This window comes from Belliella aquatica (assembly GCF_014637795.1).
Classification (GTDB): Bacteria; Bacteroidota; Bacteroidia; order Cytophagales; family Cyclobacteriaceae; genus Belliella; species Belliella aquatica.
This window is the reverse complement of the sequence record NZ_BMFD01000004.1, coordinates 211,757-229,820: the sequence shown is the minus strand read 5'-3', so window position 1 is coordinate 229,820 and position 18,064 is coordinate 211,757. Positions and strand designations below refer to the sequence as shown.

The 18,064-nt window shown below is 32.5% G+C and carries 16 protein-coding genes; 1 reads left to right on the top strand and 15 read right to left on the bottom strand.

The window, feature by feature from the left end; translation table 11 throughout:
* A partial coding sequence (locus tag IEV57_RS07685; protein ID WP_188441328.1) for a hypothetical protein occupies positions 1-275 on the bottom strand: 275 nt, incomplete at its 3' end.
* 302 nt (positions 276-577) lie between these two features.
* Here IEV57_RS07685 and IEV57_RS07680 point away from each other — a divergent pair.
* A complete protein-coding gene (locus tag IEV57_RS07680; RefSeq protein WP_188441326.1) occupies positions 578-982 on the top strand; it encodes a helix-turn-helix domain-containing protein in 405 nt (134 codons plus the stop codon).
* Positions 983-3,877: 2,895 nt separating this feature from the next.
* On the opposite strand, the gene IEV57_RS07675 is transcribed toward IEV57_RS07680, so the two are convergent.
* The 14 genes from IEV57_RS07675 to IEV57_RS07610 form a co-directional block, all read right to left on the bottom strand.
* On the bottom strand, positions 3,878-4,177 hold the full coding sequence (locus tag IEV57_RS07675) for a helix-turn-helix domain-containing protein (RefSeq protein ID WP_188441324.1): 300 nt from the start codon (positions 4,175-4,177) through the stop codon (positions 3,878-3,880).
* A gap of 122 nt (positions 4,178-4,299) precedes the next feature.
* On the bottom strand, positions 4,300-4,680 hold the full coding sequence (locus IEV57_RS07670) for a four helix bundle protein (protein ID WP_188441322.1): 381 nt from the start codon (positions 4,678-4,680) through the stop codon (positions 4,300-4,302).
* A 340-nt stretch (positions 4,681-5,020) separates the two neighbouring features.
* On the bottom strand, positions 5,021-6,337 hold the full coding sequence (locus IEV57_RS07665; RefSeq protein ID WP_188441320.1) for a UDP-glucose dehydrogenase family protein: 1,317 nt from the start codon (positions 6,335-6,337) through the stop codon (positions 5,021-5,023).
* A gap of 43 nt (positions 6,338-6,380) precedes the next feature.
* A complete protein-coding gene (locus IEV57_RS07660; protein WP_229744264.1) occupies positions 6,381-7,994 on the bottom strand; it encodes a capsule assembly Wzi family protein in 1,614 nt (537 codons plus the stop codon).
* A gap of 70 nt (positions 7,995-8,064) precedes the next feature.
* A complete protein-coding gene (locus IEV57_RS07655) occupies positions 8,065-8,484 on the bottom strand; it encodes a hypothetical protein (RefSeq protein WP_188441316.1) in 420 nt (139 codons plus the stop codon).
* Positions 8,481-9,137 carry a sugar transferase gene (locus IEV57_RS07650; protein WP_188441314.1) on the bottom strand — a complete coding sequence of 219 codons (657 nt, stop codon included), beginning with the start codon at positions 9,135-9,137 and terminating at the stop codon, positions 8,481-8,483. Before IEV57_RS07650 ends, IEV57_RS07655 begins: the two co-directional genes overlap by 4 nt.
* A gap of 6 nt (positions 9,138-9,143) precedes the next feature.
* On the bottom strand, positions 9,144-10,343 hold the full coding sequence (locus IEV57_RS07645; protein WP_188441312.1) for a polysaccharide biosynthesis protein: 1,200 nt from the start codon (positions 10,341-10,343) through the stop codon (positions 9,144-9,146).
* A gap of 7 nt (positions 10,344-10,350) precedes the next feature.
* Positions 10,351-11,268, bottom strand: coding sequence for an NAD-dependent epimerase/dehydratase family protein (locus IEV57_RS07640; RefSeq protein ID WP_188441310.1), 918 nt, complete (start codon positions 11,266-11,268; stop codon positions 10,351-10,353).
* 14 nt (positions 11,269-11,282) lie between these two features.
* Positions 11,283-12,356, bottom strand: a complete 1,074-nt coding sequence (locus tag IEV57_RS07635) for a glycosyltransferase (protein ID WP_188441308.1) — start codon at positions 12,354-12,356, stop codon at positions 11,283-11,285.
* A gap of 194 nt (positions 12,357-12,550) precedes the next feature.
* A complete protein-coding gene (locus IEV57_RS07630; protein ID WP_188441306.1) occupies positions 12,551-13,336 on the bottom strand; it encodes an O-antigen ligase family protein in 786 nt (261 codons plus the stop codon).
* Positions 13,337-13,841: 505 nt separating this feature from the next.
* A complete protein-coding gene (locus IEV57_RS07625; RefSeq protein WP_188441305.1) occupies positions 13,842-14,891 on the bottom strand; it encodes a glycosyltransferase in 1,050 nt (349 codons plus the stop codon).
* A gap of 87 nt (positions 14,892-14,978) precedes the next feature.
* Positions 14,979-15,914 carry a glycosyltransferase family 2 protein gene (locus IEV57_RS07620; RefSeq protein WP_188441302.1) on the bottom strand — a complete coding sequence of 312 codons (936 nt, stop codon included), beginning with the start codon at positions 15,912-15,914 and terminating at the stop codon, positions 14,979-14,981.
* Between the two features lies 1 nt (position 15,915).
* Entirely contained in the window at positions 15,916-17,055 is a 1,140-nt protein-coding gene (locus IEV57_RS07615) for a polysaccharide pyruvyl transferase family protein (RefSeq protein WP_188441300.1), read from the bottom strand.
* Entirely contained in the window at positions 17,055-18,059 is a 1,005-nt protein-coding gene (locus IEV57_RS07610; RefSeq protein ID WP_188441298.1) for a nitroreductase family protein, read from the bottom strand. The genes IEV57_RS07615 and IEV57_RS07610 overlap by 1 nt, the downstream gene beginning before the upstream one ends.
* Positions 18,060-18,064: the final 5 nt, after the last annotated feature.

The following is an 18,064-nucleotide window of genomic DNA, read 5'->3' as shown; positions in this document are numbered from 1 at the left end:
TGAGCAATGATGGTTATCTGTCCGTTTTGGTAATGATTGTTGACGAATTCCTGAATTTCGTAATCAACTCTGGTACAGCTTTCCGTACAGATCAAGAGGCAAAAGTGTTGTTCTACTATCTTCTTGCTGGCAAAACAACCCTTTAGCTTATTTTGAAGGGATAGCTTTCCAAAGGAAATAATTCTGGTAGGTTGAAATCTTTCCACCAAAAGTTGCAGAAATGCATTGAGATGTGCTTTTCTATCTTGGTCAGTATTTTTGAGTTGAATTTCCATGACTTTCTCTGTTTATTGCGAAAGCCAAATTGGGCTAAAGGACTGGGATAAAATATTCTAAATCAGCATATTCTAGTTGATATTAGGGATAAATTATTCAGTCTCACTTCACCCTTTCATTATAGCTGTGATGGCCTCAAATTATTCAGGTTAAGCTTGTTTTAGGTGGTCAAGGACCTAGATTAAGTATGGTTGGAAAGTGGTAAGTGTTTATTTTTCTTTGTTTAAATAAGTATTTAAAAATAAATTTGAGAAAGACATTCGTCAGAAATCATTAAATTAGCTTTATATAAAATTATACTATGAAGGAAAGCATTCATCACGGCAGAAACATCAAGCGCTTTAGAGAGATGATGGGTATCAAGCAAGAGGTTTTGGCTTTTGAGCTTGGTGAAGACTGGACTCAAAAAAAGGTAAGCCTGCTTGAGCAAAAAGAAGAAATTGAAGAGGATTTGCTTCGTCAGGTGGCTGAGGTTTTGAAGGTTCCTGCAGAGGCGATTAAAAGCTTCAACGAAGAAACTGCAATTAACTTCTTTAACTCTTCCTTTAATGGGCAGTTTAGCGGAGTAAATTATCATACTACTTTTAATGTTAATCCTGTAGAGAAATGGGTTGAAGCCTTGGAGGAAAACAAAAAGTTATACGAACGCTTACTGGAATCTGAAAAGGAGAAAGTTGAGCTTTTGAAAAAGATGCTTGAAAAATAAGTTAATTGACCTTTCTGTAAATCAGGAAGGTTTTTTATTTCAAAAGGAGATTTGAGGAATGGATATTCTTTAAATATACTTTTTTGCGTATCAAAGCTATTTTTGAACTGTATTGTATCTGAGAACATATATCAATATCCGCAATTACATCAGAATTTGAAAATTTCAATTGTAATCATGCGGAATCGGCAGTCGACAGTCAACTACGCCGTGGCGCACAACTGTCCTTTGCTGCTTATAATGAACAAGGAGAAAGACTGACCACTCCTGCCAACTGCAGGTAAAAATTAATCGAATTATCAGGATTATGATTTGTGGAATTTAGAAGCTGATTTTGGTTTTAAATTGCTTGATATCTTTTTAACAACTTTTTGAATTATGCGCTAGGGCGCTTCAAATTATTCGAAATGGTAAAAAAGTTAAAAGGTTAATTTGGTGAATAGTTAATTGGTAGAAAAAATCATTGGAGAGTTCCTGTATGGCGGATGAGTGCTGAGGAAGGAAACAAGCCGAAAGGAAAAAGAGGAAAGGAAAAAGGGGGGGCACGAATTTTATGACAATCTTGTGCAAGTCAGCGTTAAATTCAACCCTTTCAGGGTTGGTGGAGAATATCCTATTTTCTTTCTAACCCCGGGTTGCCACCCGCGGTTAATAACCTTCGGTATTAAATCCTTTCAGGATTCATGCTCTACAAACAAGTAGCCTCTACCCCATTTGGAGGAAGAGATCTATAATCTTTTGTTACACCGAGTGGCACAGAGGAGATTTGAAGGGAGAAAAAAGGGAAAAGGTTCCCGCCACGGCGGGCAAGAAAGGAGAAAAGAGAAAAAAAATATCGAACGCTGAATGTCGAATTTAAAATGTTGAATTGGATAAAGGATGACCACGCCTGCCTACTGCAGGTAAAAATTAAGCGAATTGAACGATCCCGATAGTTATCGGGAGACTTAAAGAATTTGGAAGACAGGGTAAGGAACTGATGAATTGAAATTTGATTTATGGGGATTATTAATTTCTGGCGCTGAAGCGCTAATGATTGACATGAAGAGTTTGAAGTATGACAGTTAAAATTTGGAAAATGAGGTAAAAAATGTACTTGTCAGGGAAAATAGCCCCCCGAAATACTTCGGGGCAGGCTCAGGGGGGCTAAATCATTATTAGCCCTCCCTAAAGGGAGGCAGGCATGTACTAGGCGCTAATATATGATTTGTAGTCACAATATTCGATATGCGCCGCCGTGCATGGTAAAGAAGGGTGCACACGTGACCCAGAGTCCCGGATGTGGATATTTTTAGAAATGTTAGTGTCTTTTGGGACGATAGGGTTCTTGTAAAATTAGACGGGAGATGAGATTGATTTTTAGTAGTGAGAGAATCTGTTTTGAGATGCATATATTATTTTCTCTTACTTTTTCTCCCGCAATTCTGCGGGACAGGCTATTGATGAAAAAGTAACAATCCCGAAAGCTTTCGGGACTAGGCCTGAGCTGATGCTTTTAAATTGGGATAACGGATGTTTTGATAATTTCAGTTATTGACCCAATTTAATTTTAAGTCAATTGTTCCAACCTAAAAATGGGTGGATCTCGCTGCAAGCTTCGCGAGCTAACCCATTTTCTTAACGGTTTTCACAATTACCTTAAAACACCAAGGGCCGTCCTTAAAGAAACCAGGAATCACGAGAGAAGGTGAAGTGTAAATATAAAAATCGGGTTGAAATTGTATTAAATGAAGGGTTTAATATTATTTTTTAAAGAATTGAAATTACGGGGTCTAGTCACGGGGTCTACGTATCCCCTACGTTACCCTAACGTTGATACTAGACTGCTACTACGCTGGTACTAGGGAGAAGGGGGAAAGAAAGCAGGAAGCAGGAGGGATTGATTAAGAGTCAAAAAATAAAGAATGTCTTTGAAATAAAACTAGTCGGGGAAAGTAGCCCCCCGCAATTCTGCGGGGCAGGCTCAGGGGGGCTGTATACCTTATAGCCCTCCCAAAGGGAGGGAGGCATGTACTAGGCGCTAATATATGATTTGTAGTCACAACATTCGATATGCGCCGCCGTGCATGGTAAAGGAATGTGCACACGTGACCGGGAGTCCCGGATGTGGATGTTTTTAGAAATATACGTGTCTTTCGGGACGATAGGGGGATGAGTAAATTTAGAAAGGAAGAAGGGTTGATTTTGATTAGTGAGAGAATTTGTTTTTGAGATGAATATATTGTTTTCTCTTACTTTTTGTCTTAACACAAAAAGTAACAAAAAAGTCAAGACGGAGATATCCTATCCACGCTCAAGGCCAGCGCCGGCCCGGATCTCCGTCGTCCCACCCGCATCAGACGGTTTGAGTGAAATTAAAAGGTTTTTCTTTAAACAAGATTAGGGCTTTCCTTTGAAAATCTAGGGGTAAAAGAAAGGATGAAGGAGAAGGGAGAAAGGGAAAAAAAATGTCGAACGCTGAATGTCGAATTTAAATTGTTGAATTGGAAAAAATATGGGAGCGTGGATGCGATCTAGACTTAGAGGAGAATCTAGTCAGGGATAGTAGCCCCCGCAATTCTGCGGGGCAGGCTCTGAAAAGGCTGAACTTTGAATAGCCCTGTATAAGGCGCTGATTGAAAATTTATAGTCACTACAGCCGTTATGCGCCGCAATGCAGGGTTAAGGGATGTTCACGTGTGACCCAGAGTCCCAGCGGTAGCTGTATTAGAAATATAAGTGTCTGATGGGACGATAGAAGGATGAGTAAATTTATAAAGGGAAAGGAAGCGTCTAATTGTATATTACACTCAGGTCCAAGTTAGAAGACTTGAACCAATCAGAGCTTATCTTGGTAACTTGTACTTCGTACTAAAAGAAAAGATGAAAAAGATGATGAATTTTGAATATCGAGTATTAAAAATCTTCCACCTGCCAATAGCCTCCTTTCGTAGAACCAATACGCTTGATTTTACCTTTTTCTTTCAGCTTTTCTATATCACGAATTATTGTGCGTCTATTAGCATTCAACATTGCTGCAAGTTGATCAATTGTCATCGTTCTATTCTTTTTAAGCTCAACTAGAATCAATCCATTTCTATTTTCAGTGACATTTTCAGTGACATTTTCAGTGACATTTTCAGTGACATTTTCAGTTATTCTTTGGTTTTCATATTCAAAACCACACCTAAACCCATCCTCCGCCTCTGAAAACACGCTAAATGGTGAGTATGTTAAGCGTTAAGGCTGGCTGTCGCCGAGCGTTAAAGCCGTTAAGCGTGAGATATTGCGTAAATGATGGTTTTTCTTACGTTTTAACGATTAACGCTGAACGAATTTTACTTATATCCTTTTCCTCCGCTATTCTTTAGCTTTGTTATTAATCCGTTAATTTTATATTTTAATTTTTCAGTCATTTTTAAAACTGTATCAAAAGTTTCATTTTCTATAAAACCAGCATCATATGCTCTATAAGATTGAGACCTTACTTCTCCGCAGGAACCCTTGGCAATATAAAGAAACTGAATAAACTCTCTATTCCCATCTCTTTCAAAACCTTCAGCAATATTATCCATTATTGAACCTGCCGCACTGTTTATTTGAGATACAAACCTAAAGTCATTGTTAAATGTCTGATTTGTTGCATTTAATCTGACATACTTTGCCAACTCTCTTGCCAACTTCCAAATTTCCAGATCTTCAAAGGAATTGATTACCATAGTGGTAGGATTGGTATGTTAAGCGTTAATGCTGGCTGTCGCCGAGCGTTAAGGACGTAAAGCGTGGAGTATTGTGTAATTGATGGTTTCTCTTTGTTTTAACGATTAACACTTAACGTTTAACCTTATTATCGTTAATGCTAGCTATTGCTGTGCGTTAAAGACGTTAAGCGTAGAGGATTCCATAAATGATATTTTAACTACGGTTTAACCATTAACACTTAACGTTAATATTGTTAATACTAGCTAGCGTTGCGCATTAAAGCCGTTAAGCGTGGAGTATTGTGTAATTGATTGTTTACTTACGTTTTAACGATTAACACTGAACGTTTAACATCCATCAAACCCCTATTCCGTAATGCACGAAACCCAAGTCTTCTAGGTATTTTTTGTCGTAGATGTTTCGGCCGTCGAAAATGACTTTGTTGGTGAGGAGTTTGCCGAGGGCTTCCCAGGAAGGGATGCGGAATTCGGACCATTCGGTCACTAAAAGCAAGGCATCTGCATCTACGCAGGCATCATAGGCGTCTTTGGCATAGGTGATTTTATCACCGATGTAGATGTGCTGGGCTTCTTTCATGGCGATGGGGTCATAACCTTTGACTTTGGCACCTGCAGCGATCAATTCATCGATGATGACAATGGCTGGGGCTTCGCGTAGATCATCTGTATTCGGCTTGAAACTCAATCCCCAGATGGCGAAAGTCATCCCTGAGAGGTCTTCACCAAAATGCGCTTTGATTTTCTTTACGAGTACATGTTTTTGGGCATCATTTACGTCCTCTACTGCTTGCAGGACTTTCAAGTCATAGCCATATTGCTTGCCTGTTTTAATGATGGCTTTGACGTCTTTAGGGAAACAAGAACCTCCATAGCCCACACCCGGATAGATGAATTTGGTACCGATACGAGGATCTGAACCAATCCCCTTTCTGACCATATTGGCATTGGCACCAACCAATTCACAAAGGTTGGCAATGTCATTCATAAAAGAAATTTTAGTGGCCAACATCGCATTCGCTGTATATTTGGTCATCTCTGCAGATGGGATGTCCATAAAAATGATTCGGTCGCCATTCAGCTGAAAGGGTTTATAGAGTCTTTTCATCATCTCCTCTGCCCTTTCGTCATCCACGCCGATAACGATTCTGTCAGGCTTCATAAAGTCTTCCACCGCTGCGCCTTCTTTTAGGAATTCAGGATTAGAGGCTACTGCGAAAGGCAAGTCTGAGTTTCTTTTCTCCAAAGCTGCTTTGATGGCTGCACGTACTTTTTCTCCTGTGGTAACAGGAACAGTACTCTTGGTAGCGACGACGATATAATCAGACATGGTGTTTCCGATTTCATCGGCAACTGCCAGGACATATTTCAAGTCCGCAGAGCCATCTTCACCTGGAGGGGTACCAACAGCGATAAAAGCCACTTCAGAACCTTGAATGGCTGCACCCAAGTCCGTGGTAAACTCTAACCTGCCTGAGGCATAATTTCTTTTGACGATTTCTTCAAGTCCGGGTTCGTAGATGGGCATGATCCCCTTTTTAAGTCCCTCGATCTTTTTCTGATCAACGTCAACACATACTACATGGATCCCTACTTCTGCAAAGCAAGCTCCTGAAACTAAACCGACGTAACCGGTACCTATAACTGTGATTTTCATAATTCTATAAACTTATTATTATGGATCTTTTAAAATTTTGATTCTACTTTTTCTTATCAAAAAGATAAATCAGACTCACTTGGGAGTGGACTGAAAATAGATTTTCTCCTTTGGGGTATTCAGGGGTGCTGTCAGGGGCGAGTTGCCATTGGTAATTGATTCCATTGATCAGCTGAAGTTTGGAGCTGAGAAGGAGGTTGTTCCACTGCTTATCAAAGAGGAAACCTACACTCAAGTCTACCCATGGCTGATGTTCTTTTTGCTGACCAAAAGCACGATAGTAAAAATCCTGATGGTTTTCAAGCCTTTCAAATAATATCCCCATTTTATTGAATTTTTCAACTAATGAGATTTCTAGAGTTTGGACATTTGAGCCTGTTCCTATCCCAACACCTAGAGGCTGACCATAATGAGTAAAGCCTCTCACTTGATAGTGAGTATGCCATGAAGTTCCTCCAGCTAATCCTGCGTATCTTATAAATCTATTCACAGATTCTTGCTGATGGGTTATTTCTCCACGAACTTGAATCATTTGATTTTCCTTTGGAAGGTCAAAAAGTTTTTTAAATCCAAATAAATAGGCTCGAGCATGTTCGGGGTTAATTATTGCTTCCCTCCAGTTAAAAGCATGATCTCTTCTCCCAAATTCAAAATAGACCTCAGCTTTCGCTTTTTGAGCTACATATCTAGCGAAAACACTCGCTTGTTGATCTCTAGCTTCACCATCTCTATCAAATCCAAATTCAACTTTTTGAAAAGGGTCAAAAATTGGGAAATAATCGCCAAAAGAATTCCCCATGTTTTTACTATACTGTTGATAGGTTCTTGATAAACCAACAAATAATCCTGGAACCCATTTCGGATTGTAGGAGATGGTTATCCCATTTAAATATCTCCAATCTCCAGTGAACCTTCTAAAAAACCTATTATTTAAATCATCAAATTGTGTAGGTGCAATACCAGAATTTTCAAGTCGACCTACTATGATTTGCCCTTCAAAATTCCCTAGAAAAGTCTTTGCAGGTTTGGTAGTATTGAAAGTCAGATGTGGAAACCCTTGCGCATTGTTAGAAAAAATCAAGGAGTTAAACTGCCCCGGACCCCACCAAATATTTTGGGTACTAATACCTGCTTCAAAAGCACCTACTTCAATACTAATTTTTGATTGACCCCAATTGAAAGATTGATAAACTCCTTCACCAAAACGCTCAGGTGCATCATCAAAATTTAAAATTCTAAAACGGTCTATAATTTCACTTTCAGTCCTATTATTTCCGAAACCATTATAAGATATATTTTGAGCAAAGACTGTTTCTGGTTGAATTTGAATTTTTAAAATGGAAAACTTAGCAAAAAACCCAGTGGATGTGTAGGATTGCAAACCCGCAGAAGGGATCATAGCTCCATCTCCCCATCCATAGGGTCTGTTAGTGTTATATTGAATCGTTTGAAATACAGGTAAAACTGAAACTTGTATTTGTTTAAATCCCTTATCTTGATTATTATTTACTAAGGAATAGCTGAATCCATTTAATGGATCGTTTTCAAACGGACGAAAGTTGAAGGAAGCATTAACAGAGTCAAAACCATTAGCAAGCTGATCTCTACGCAGGTACTCTTGTAATGGCCTGTTATTAGAGATTATATTTTGAGCCACTAAAGTTTGAACATTTAATGAACTTAAAACCAAAATTAAAAAAAGCAGACTTTTGCTCATATTTAGAACATTAGTTTAACCATTGATTGGCATCAAACTTAAAGTTATCACTTTTAGCTTCCTCCAAAATCAAATCAGAAAAAATAATTATTATCGAACCTGGTTCTAAGGATTTCAAACCATTTGGATATCCTTTAGGTATATGGACAACTACTTTATCCTTGGATTTAATCACTTTAAAATTTGCTAAAGTATAAGGTACTGGATTATTAAAATTATCAATTCTAGCATATTCTATTGAAAAACAACCTTTGATAAGATAAAACCATTTATTCTCTAACTTATGTCCTTGCCAATCACTTACCATACCACTATCTGGATGCTCTATTTGATACATTCTCTTAATTCCTTCTAGTGATAAGTCATTTAAAGCCAATATCTTACCTCTATCATCAATAAAAGATCTACTTTCAAAACTTATTCGATTCATAATAGATCAGTTTTTTTTGGCAAATCTTGATATAATGATTCATAGACCTTGGATTCTGGTGATAAAATCACCCATATCGTTAAGAAAGTTAACTGAAGATCAAGGAAAAAACTTTGATTATTTTTGTACCAAACTTCTAGCGAACCTTTGTAAGGAGCAATATCTTCCTCATAACATTGAAGATGTGGTTTCGGAGAACTTGCTAGAATACTTTCTTCATCTCTAAATACAATTGACCCTATTCCCGTTAAGCCAGGTTTAAGGTGCTTGATTTCTTCTTGGATATGTTTTGGATAGAAAGCAAATGTTTTCGGAGTAAGAGGTCTTGGTCCTACCACACTGATATCCCCTTTAAAAATATTAAGAAGTTGAGGCAATTCATTTATTTTAGTCTTTCTTAGAAATTTCCCTACCGGTAATACTCTTGGGTCATTCCCCATAGTCACATCACCTCCTGGTAGACTTTGACTATTTTCAAGCATGGTAGCAAACTTTAAAAGTCCAAATTGTTTCCCTCCTTTACCAATCCTTTGCTGTACATAGAATATTTTTCCTTCTCCGGTAAACCTTAATAAAATCATTAAAGGTATTAATAGAGGAGAAATGATGATTATAAATATTCCTGATGAAACGATGTCAAATATTCTTTTCATATTATACTACATTTTTTTATCTAACCCTAAACCTGTTTCAATATGCTCGAATTCAGGAATATATTTTTTTAACCAAGCCACGATCTGACTTTTTTCAAGCTTGGGATCATCTAATAAATTATATAATTCCTTAAATATAGCATCAAACTCTTTTGTTTTATATGTAGCAGATTTTGATATCACTCCTAAGGCTTTGAATTTATCAAGGTTAAAATCCTCCTCATCCGTATAAAACTCTTCATAAAGCTTCTCGCCAGAAGTATTCGTTTCAAAAACATATACGGGATATTTCCCTTCTTTGATTAAATTTATGTTTTTTCTTGCTTCAGCATCTGAATTAAAAACTATACCTTCAAATCCTAGCTTTTTCAAAAGCACAGGGAAAATATCAGCAAACTTGATTAGATCCCTTTCCATATCTAATTTAGGGAAAAAGATTTCTCTATTTTCCCCTAAAACACATGCCATCAAACAAATCTCTCCTGACTCTTGTGGTGAGACGAAGAATCTTTTGACGTCACTAGGGCAAGAAAGTGGTTGCTCTTTCTCTATTCTCTTTAAAAAACCTTCCAATAAAGATCCATTTGAGAAAGCTACATTGGCAAAACGAGCTGTGGAAACTTTCAATTTGTCACCGTAAGATAAAATCAATTCCTCCATCATCTTTTTACTTGCTCCCATAATATTCACCGGATTTGCAGCCTTGTCTGTGGAGACGCAGAAAAAGTGTTTCGGAGGATATTCTACTAATAAATCAAGTAATCCTTTGGCCTTGACCAAATTGTTTTCAATTAGCGCTTCAATAGAATAAATATCTTTCTCACTCCTAACGTGCTTATGTGCTGCAAAATTAGCCACAATGTCAAAAGGACCATGTGCTATAAATAATTTTCTAAAAGCAGGACTATCAAATGATAGTGGATAAGTAACAAAATCATCAGGAATATATTGACCTTCTACACTTCTTAAATCACGAACAAGTTCTGTAAGCCCATTTTCATTTATATCAACGACCACTAATTTCGCTGGCTTAAATTTCAACGCTGCTTTGATAAAAGAGGACCCAATAGTCCCTGCTCCTCCTATAATTATAAGGCTCTTACTTCGAATATTACTTTTAAGCTTTTCATTATTTAATTCTAGGTCTTTTGCGAAAAGACTTTCAGTTCTTTTAAGATAGTTTAAAACAAATTGATCTATATTCATATTAAAATTAGAGTTTTTTCAAAACTTGAGTTGGATTCCATTCAGTGGAAAGCATTGCTTTTTGAGTACTGAAAGTTAATGTAGATGTAATTTTTTTTAATTTCTCACTATTTAGAGGAAATTTATCTCCAAATAGGTCTCCAAATAGTGCTACTATTTTAGCTAATACTAATGGAATTCTAAGTGGTTTTGATTTGCTTAGATTTTTTGAAATTAGTAATTCTAATTCTCCAAATGTAGGATGATAATTATCAGTGAGATTAAATATTCCGCCTTTATCTTTTATTTTCATTATAAATTGTGGAATATCTTCAACCCAAACCATACTTTTCCTTGCATCTGCTTTACCAATACTAGCATATCTACCTGTTTTTATTCCATCAATCATTGATCCAAGATTCCCAGGTGGATTGGGTCCAGCTATCAATGGTAGCCTTAAGATGGTCAATGTAATATTGCGTTTTTTCGTCCAATCAACTAAAAAAGATTCTGCTTCAATTTTACTCTTGGCATAAGGTGATGTTCCAAGAAGAGGATAGTTTTCATCAATATCGACTCCTTCATCTAATCCATATACAGCTACAGTACTTATAAATATAAATTCCTTAGGCATGCAATGAATCCTTTCTAAACCTTTGCAAAGATTTATTGTTCCTTGTAAATTAACACTAAAAAAATCTTTTTCTTCTTTTTGAGTTTTTGGGACAGTATGTGCCTTGCCAGCTGTATGAATTACAAAATCCAATTTAGGAAGTGATGGAATCTCTGTTGAAATATCACAGTTAATTTCACCTTTTCCATTTCTTCCAAGTGTAAAAATTCTGAAATTATTCTTTAAAATATTTTCTTTTATGTGACTTCCTAAAAACCCACATCCTCCTGTAATTAGAACATTTTGATTAATTTCCTTTGTATAGTTTATCATAAATACAAGAAAATCTATTGAAAAATATTTCTCTTCTTTAATTCCAAATTTAAATCTTCTACAACTTTATCGTAATTCATATTTAAAATTTCAGTATTAAATTCTGGAATATCATCAGTTAATGACTTTAAAATTTTATCAGAGATATCAATAACATTGTAAGGATTGCAGAGATAGAAATGATTTGAAAATTTATAAAAATAATCTATTTGGCCGCCTGAAAATGGTGCAACTATTTTACAGTTAGCAAACAACGCCTCTAAATAGGCAATTCCAAATGGTTCGTGAGGATTCATCGAAATAAAAACCTCTGCAATTTTTAATTCATTAAATACTTCTTCATTACTCAAGCTACCCCTTAAATTAATTTTTAGATCATATTTTTCAATCTCTTCTTTGACTTTTTCACTTATAGGACCGTTTCCAATAATATGAAAATCAATCCCATTTAAGTCCTTAATTTGATCAAACTTAAAAGCTTCTATAATTTTCAATACATTTTTTTCATTAGCTAAACGGCCAGCATAAACAATTCTTCCTTTAATCTTATCTTTTGAATTAGACAGGTCATTATTTAAGAAGTTTTTATTCAACCCAATTGGAATAATAACATCGGAGCGAATTCCGAATACCTCCTTATTTACTAAAGATGTTATAGAACTATTTGAAACGACTAAATCAGAAAAATCGCCAATTAATTTCATAACATGATTTAAAAGAAATCTTTTCAAAACACCTGCCATGGAGACTGCAGGAAAGGCATGTAAAAAATGAACTTTTTTAGTGTTAGAATTTTTGATAAAAACTGAAACTATCCCGAACTCTAAAGAAGTAATAATTAAATCAAAATTTTCTTTTTTTATTTTTTTATAAAGCAAAAAAGGAAGAATAATTGATCTTCTAATTGGAACAGCGCTTACGGCATTTATATTAATACCACTACTTGTTGATTTTTTATTTGAATAATCAGTAATAATCTTAACTTCATTTCCTAAAGCTCCATAAGAATCCGCAATAGCTTCTACAAAAGTTGCAACGCCACCAAAATACTTATCTGATTGGACTGGACCAATAATCCCTATTTTCATAAACTAAACACTTTTTACGTAATTGTAAACTTATCATCGATTTTTTCAAGTGAAATAAAAAAGCTATTTTTAATTTCATACTCTAAACGAAAAAATAAATATTTAAATAATAATTTCTTGTTTCTTGTTTGAAGTGAACAAATTATTAGAAATTGATAAGTTAATATTTTTTTCTTTGATATACTTATCACATCCTAATTGCTTTTTAATTTTCCTAAGTGACTTGAATCGTTTTGATGAATATGAAATGCTAAAATTAAATAAAAAATCCTAAAAGACTGAAGATCTAAAATAAATAGTGGTACAACAATTAGAATTAAAATAGAGAACTTATTCCAATCAATCAATAGTGCTTTAAAAACTAAAAAATAAAATAACAATCCAATAATCCCAACATCTAGAATGATAGATAAAAAAGTATTGTGAGGAGGCATATAGAAAAAACTATTCCAATAAAAAGGCTTCTCACCCATCCAATTTGCCGAATTAATCTTAATCAATGAATAACCCCAAGCCAAAACTCTACTTTCTTCAGTTAAGGTTGCTGAATAACGTAGGCTATCTTCACGACCAATTAAAACAGTAAAATACCCTACGAAATCATTATAAAAATCTTTCATTAAATGAAATGTAGAAATAAATAGTACTAAGGAAGTTGACACAAATATTTTTAATGCTTTTTCTGAATATTTACCAATTCTTTTTTCGAAAAACTTAAAAATTATATACAAAAAACATATCAACATAGCAACTCTCGAAAAAGAGAGTAATAATCCTAAAAGGCAAATAAACCTTAATTCGAATACCTTTTTATTTCTATCATTAATTTTATCAACTAAAAATAAAATTACAGTAAAAAACAAATAAAATTTATTAGGATCAGAATAAAAAGAAGCCATTCTCAATTCCTTTTGAATAGAAAATAAAGTAATATCAAAAAAAACTGATTGATATTTAATATCAATCAGTTGAAATTTCATAAGAGTAAAAATTAAAAATCCGCTCAACAGATTAGAATAACTAAGTGTCTTTAAGTCATACAAAAAGTCATTATTTAATTTTGGGGGGTATAAAAGAAAAACATAAAGCAAAACAACTGAAAAGAATATGCGGAAACTTTCCAGTGCTGATTCCTTAAACAAAACAATATCACTCGATTTAAACGAGTATAACAAATATACTAGGAAAAATAAAACTGAAGATAATAATGTAAAGCCATGATTTTTTTTTATATGAAAAAAACTACTTTTCAATGTATAAACACTATAAACCAAAAGTGAAATTAAACATATATCATATATCTTAAAACTAATAAAACTTACACCAAAAAATAAGAAAGAATATAAATATATAAACCAAGGGAAATTTGAGTCCTTTCTTTTAAAATAAAAAATAAAAAAAAATTGAACTAATATTAGTAATACTAAATTTTCTCTTAAAAAAATTAATAAGAAAGGATTTATGATAGAAAAAAACAATACAAGTTTACTGCTTTTCAACTGTGAAATTTTTTAAAATTAAAAACAATTTTTGAGATGATAGCTCCCAATCAAATTCTAACAATTTATGTTTTGAAGTATTGATAGTTTCATATGAATTTAAAAATTTTATTAACACAGAATATAAATCTTTGTAATTCCCCACTGGAGCTAAATATCCATTTACAAAATTATCAACAATTTCATTTGAACCACCAACGTTGTAACCTATCACAAAAAGATTATTGTGTAGCGCTTCGACTAATGATATTGAAAGATTTTCCATTTTTGATAAACTCATATAAACATCAAAATTACTGAATTCTATATACGGCTGGTACCCATGAAAATTAACAAAATTATAAGAGTTTAATTTTTTGTATAACTCCCTATCAATAATATTTCCATAAATATGGAAATTGATGTCATCTATACCTTTCAAATTAATTAATTTAAATAATTTGAGCGCATCATTATATTTTCTTCCATCAATATTACCTATCATTAATATATCACAAACTCTATTCTTATTTTTCATATTTATCCTAACCTTTTTATGATTAATACCATTTCTTACAACAGAACTACTTGAATTTATGAGCCTTGTAAACCTATCCATATAAAAAGAAACATTAACAACATAGCTAGCGAATTTTAATGTTAAAAGATATAGTGGAATAAATATTAAACCTTTGAAGAAAAATATCCAACTTAAAAAAATAGCATCAGGCCAATTACCATGATAAATATGCAAATATTTAATTTTAAAAAATTTAAATAAAAAACCAAAATGATCATCACTTAAACCAAAGATGTTTTCTTTTCGAATTAAAAAAATTAGATATGCAGCATGAAATACATTTTTAAACTTTATAATCTCAATATTTCCGCTTTGCTGAGATAATTGATCCATTGAATCACCTAAATTTTTTGTGATGATTATAATTTTCTCATACTCACTAAATATTCTTTTCAAATACTCAAAAGTCGAATAAGTTGCACCTGTGAACTCTTTACCAGTATTTTTAGACAATAAAACTAAACTCTTTTTTTTCATATGATAAAATAAGTAATAACACTTAATAACTTTCGACTTAATATCTTCAAAAGAAAAAGTTATGCATAGAGCCTTAGTTAAAACAGATTAAATTTTCAATTCTCCTTTATGTTTAATTTTGAAATATAAAGAGTAAAAAAAACGTGTAAAAATAACTGGTGAATAATAAAAAGCCTTCCACTTTAAGTTCCAATTATATTCTATTAACGATAATATATTTTTTACCTTCATATCGTCAATACCTGCCAAATGATAGACTTTCAGCTTTTGTAATCTTAAGAGATCTAAGAGTTTTTTGAAATCTTGATTGATTAACTCATATTTAGAAAACTTTTCTAAATCAAAAACAAAATCATTTTCAGGATTTAATTTAAGATTTATAGATCTATTTTCTGCATCAAAATTATAAAAAACTAAATTTTCATTTATGAATCCAAAGCATTTGTGTTTTAATATTAATTTGAACCATACATCTAAATCTTCACCTATTTTAAGTTTTTCGTTAAACAAATTACTATCACAAATACCTCTTTCAATAACAATTGATGAAGATGTTAATAAGGTTTCAGAAGTACTATGAAATAATTTAAAATAATTACAAATCAGACCACTTTTAAATTCTGAAGATATCCCTAAATTAGGTCTAACAATTTTCTTAGAAATAATTTTTGAATAACCAGATGCATAAATTTTCATCTTTGGGTAGGAAAAAATCAAATCATTTATTTTTAATAAATAATCTTCTGCCCAAGTGTCGTCTGCATCTAAAAAACATATATAATTATTTTTTGCAAGGCTTAAACCTTTATTTCGCGCACTTGAAACTCCATTATTGGGTGTATTAAAAAGGAAAAAATTACTTTTACCAAAAATGAATTCTTCAACAATTACCCTACTTTTATCTTTTGAACCATCATTAACTATAATTACTTCAAAATCTTTATATAATTGATTATATACTGAATTTAGAGTTCTTGTAATTGATTCTTCCTTATTATAAAGCGGGATTACTATTGAAAACATATTACTTGCTTAAATTAAATTGCAAAAATTCAATCGATCTTTCTCTCTCTTTATCAAGTAATTTATTAACTAATTTGTAATCAATCTCTTGATCTAATAGGTTTTTGTTAATTTGAGAAAAATCATGAATTAATCTGCTTTCTAAATTTAATTTATTCAATAATGATTCAAATCTTGAAATACCACGAGATTTATTAGCAAATACCAAAAACTTCTTGTTAAAAATAATTGAAAAAACCATTCCATGAAAAGAATCAGTTAGTATGAATTCACTATTCCTAAAATGTCCAATCCATTCAATCACCGAGGGAAAAGGAAGGTTACTGTTTTTAATAATTCCTAATTTAGATTTACGTAAGGTCATGTTCAAGGATGACTTTTCTAAATTAAAAATTTCACAAATTTCATTTATTTTTTTTTCACTATAGTACTTATCGTCTAAAATGTAAGTAAACAAATGAGGATTCTTTTTTTTTGGTATTTTGAAAAAGCTTGTGTAAAATTCAGCATTTAACAATAATGTTGGGTCTAACACATCTATTGAATCAATACCAGTATTCTCAAGTAACAATTGTGCACCTTGATTTTCACGAAGTGATATACCATTAAACTTTAGTAGTAATTTTTTTATTATATCTGTTTCTTTTTTATTGAACTGCCAGTAGTCCAAACCAAAGGAAGCTGCATAAGCAATTTTCAAGACTTTATCATTTTTAGATAAAAAGTTAAAAAAATAATTAAAAAAATCTATGGATTTAGAATATTCTTTTCTCCAAACTTGGTCACTACCAACCACAAACCCTTCTATTTTATAATTATCAATCAAATTATAATCACTTAATGTTCTCACTTCATTAGTTTTATTAAAATAATCATCAATAAAACGAATATTATTAGAATATAAATGCTCCGTTTGAGTAATACTTGGGTAAATAATTAGTTTCTCTTTTTGAAATAAAAAGTTAAAAAAAAATTTAACTATTAACTTTGGTATTTCGACAAATTTATTGGTTTTAAACTGAATATTAATTAATAATGGTTCAAACCCTAAAGAACCAACTACTTTATGTAACGCGAAGGCTTGCATAATACCTCCATAATTTGACTTTAAAGGAAGAGTTAGTATACCAATCTTTTTCATTAATCTATTATTTTAAAATATTCATTTATATCTCTTCTCTTAGACATTGTATAAACCACTTCACTATTTGGATTTCCAATGGCAACTAAGCAAATAACCTTTTCACTTTTAGAAATTTTTAATTTATCTAAAATAAGTTTCTCATCATTATATGTTTTTGCCCAATTAGCTGGACAACAAGCAATCTTGAAATAGTGTAAACAATAGAGTAAATTCATTAAAAAAATCCCACCATCAACATAATATTGGTTTCTTTCGCCAATAGAGTAAAAATATTTTCTATCCGAGGTAAGAATCAAAATTTGGTTTATTGTATCCATGTATCCAGTTAGACCACCCTGAACCTTAAGTACAGAACGAACTAAATTTTTATCTTCAATCAAATAGATTTTACAGGTTTGTCTATTACAAACAGAGGGACTAGTTGAAGCCAATTTGACTGCATCAAGGATTTTTTCTCTACTCACCATGACATCTGAAAAATCTCTTATGCTTTTCCTTGATTGTGAAAACTCTTGAAAATTAGAATTAACATTAGCGTAAAAATCATTTAATTGAGATTTTATAACAGCACTAGAATTAAAATTATTAAGATAATTATGTTTTAAAAAATTAAAATCATCTTCGTTAAAATAATCATTTATACTAACATTAAGGTCTGAATGGAAGGAGTAATATTCGGTAAGAACTAAAGCAGCCTGCTTAAGTTGCGATCTTTCTCTTTGCAATAAGACCAATTCCATTTTTAAAAATTTCAAAATTGCCTCAATTTTTGCTTTTCCGAATCTCACTCGGCGTTCATCGTGAAGCATCCCCTTTTCTAAAGAATGATAATAAATAATTATGTGACTTTCAATTCTATTGAATTCATTCATAGTACCGAAAACACTTGAAAATCTTAAATAGGCCATCATATCAAAAAAGTAATTTTGAAAGATTAATAAAATTTTATAAAAAGGTAAAAATACAAAACCTAATTTTTCTTTTACGAATGATTTAATCATAATTT

Bases quoted from the DNA above. Each gene is read 5' to 3' on its own strand.
- IEV57_RS07615 (WP_188441300.1), bottom strand. From the start codon at position 17,055: ATGAAAAAGATTGGTATACTAACTCTTCCTTTAAAGTCAAATTATGGA.
- IEV57_RS07645 (WP_188441312.1), bottom strand. From the start codon at position 10,343: ATGAATATAGATCAATTTGTTTTAAACTATCTTAAAAGAACTGAAAGT.
- IEV57_RS07665 (WP_188441320.1), bottom strand. From the start codon at position 6,337: ATGAAAATCACAGTTATAGGTACCGGTTACGTCGGTTTAGTTTCAGGA.
- IEV57_RS07620 (WP_188441302.1), bottom strand. From the start codon at position 15,914: ATGTTTTCAATAGTAATCCCGCTTTATAATAAGGAAGAATCAATTACA.
- IEV57_RS07670 (WP_188441322.1), bottom strand. From the start codon at position 4,680: ATGGTAATCAATTCCTTTGAAGATCTGGAAATTTGGAAGTTGGCAAGA.
- IEV57_RS07630 (WP_188441306.1), bottom strand. From the start codon at position 13,336: ATGAAATTTCAACTGATTGATATTAAATATCAATCAGTTTTTTTTGAT.
- IEV57_RS07680 (WP_188441326.1), top strand. From the start codon at position 578: ATGAAGGAAAGCATTCATCACGGCAGAAACATCAAGCGCTTTAGAGAG.
- IEV57_RS07640 (WP_188441310.1), bottom strand. From the start codon at position 11,268: ATGATAAACTATACAAAGGAAATTAATCAAAATGTTCTAATTACAGGA.
- IEV57_RS07610 (WP_188441298.1), bottom strand. From the start codon at position 18,059: ATGATTAAATCATTCGTAAAAGAAAAATTAGGTTTTGTATTTTTACCT.
- IEV57_RS07635 (WP_188441308.1), bottom strand. From the start codon at position 12,356: ATGAAAATAGGGATTATTGGTCCAGTCCAATCAGATAAGTATTTTGGT.
- IEV57_RS07650 (WP_188441314.1), bottom strand. From the start codon at position 9,137: ATGAAAAGAATATTTGACATCGTTTCATCAGGAATATTTATAATCATC.
- IEV57_RS07625 (WP_188441305.1), bottom strand. From the start codon at position 14,891: ATGAAAAAAAAGAGTTTAGTTTTATTGTCTAAAAATACTGGTAAAGAG.
- IEV57_RS07655 (WP_188441316.1), bottom strand. From the start codon at position 8,484: ATGAATCGAATAAGTTTTGAAAGTAGATCTTTTATTGATGATAGAGGT.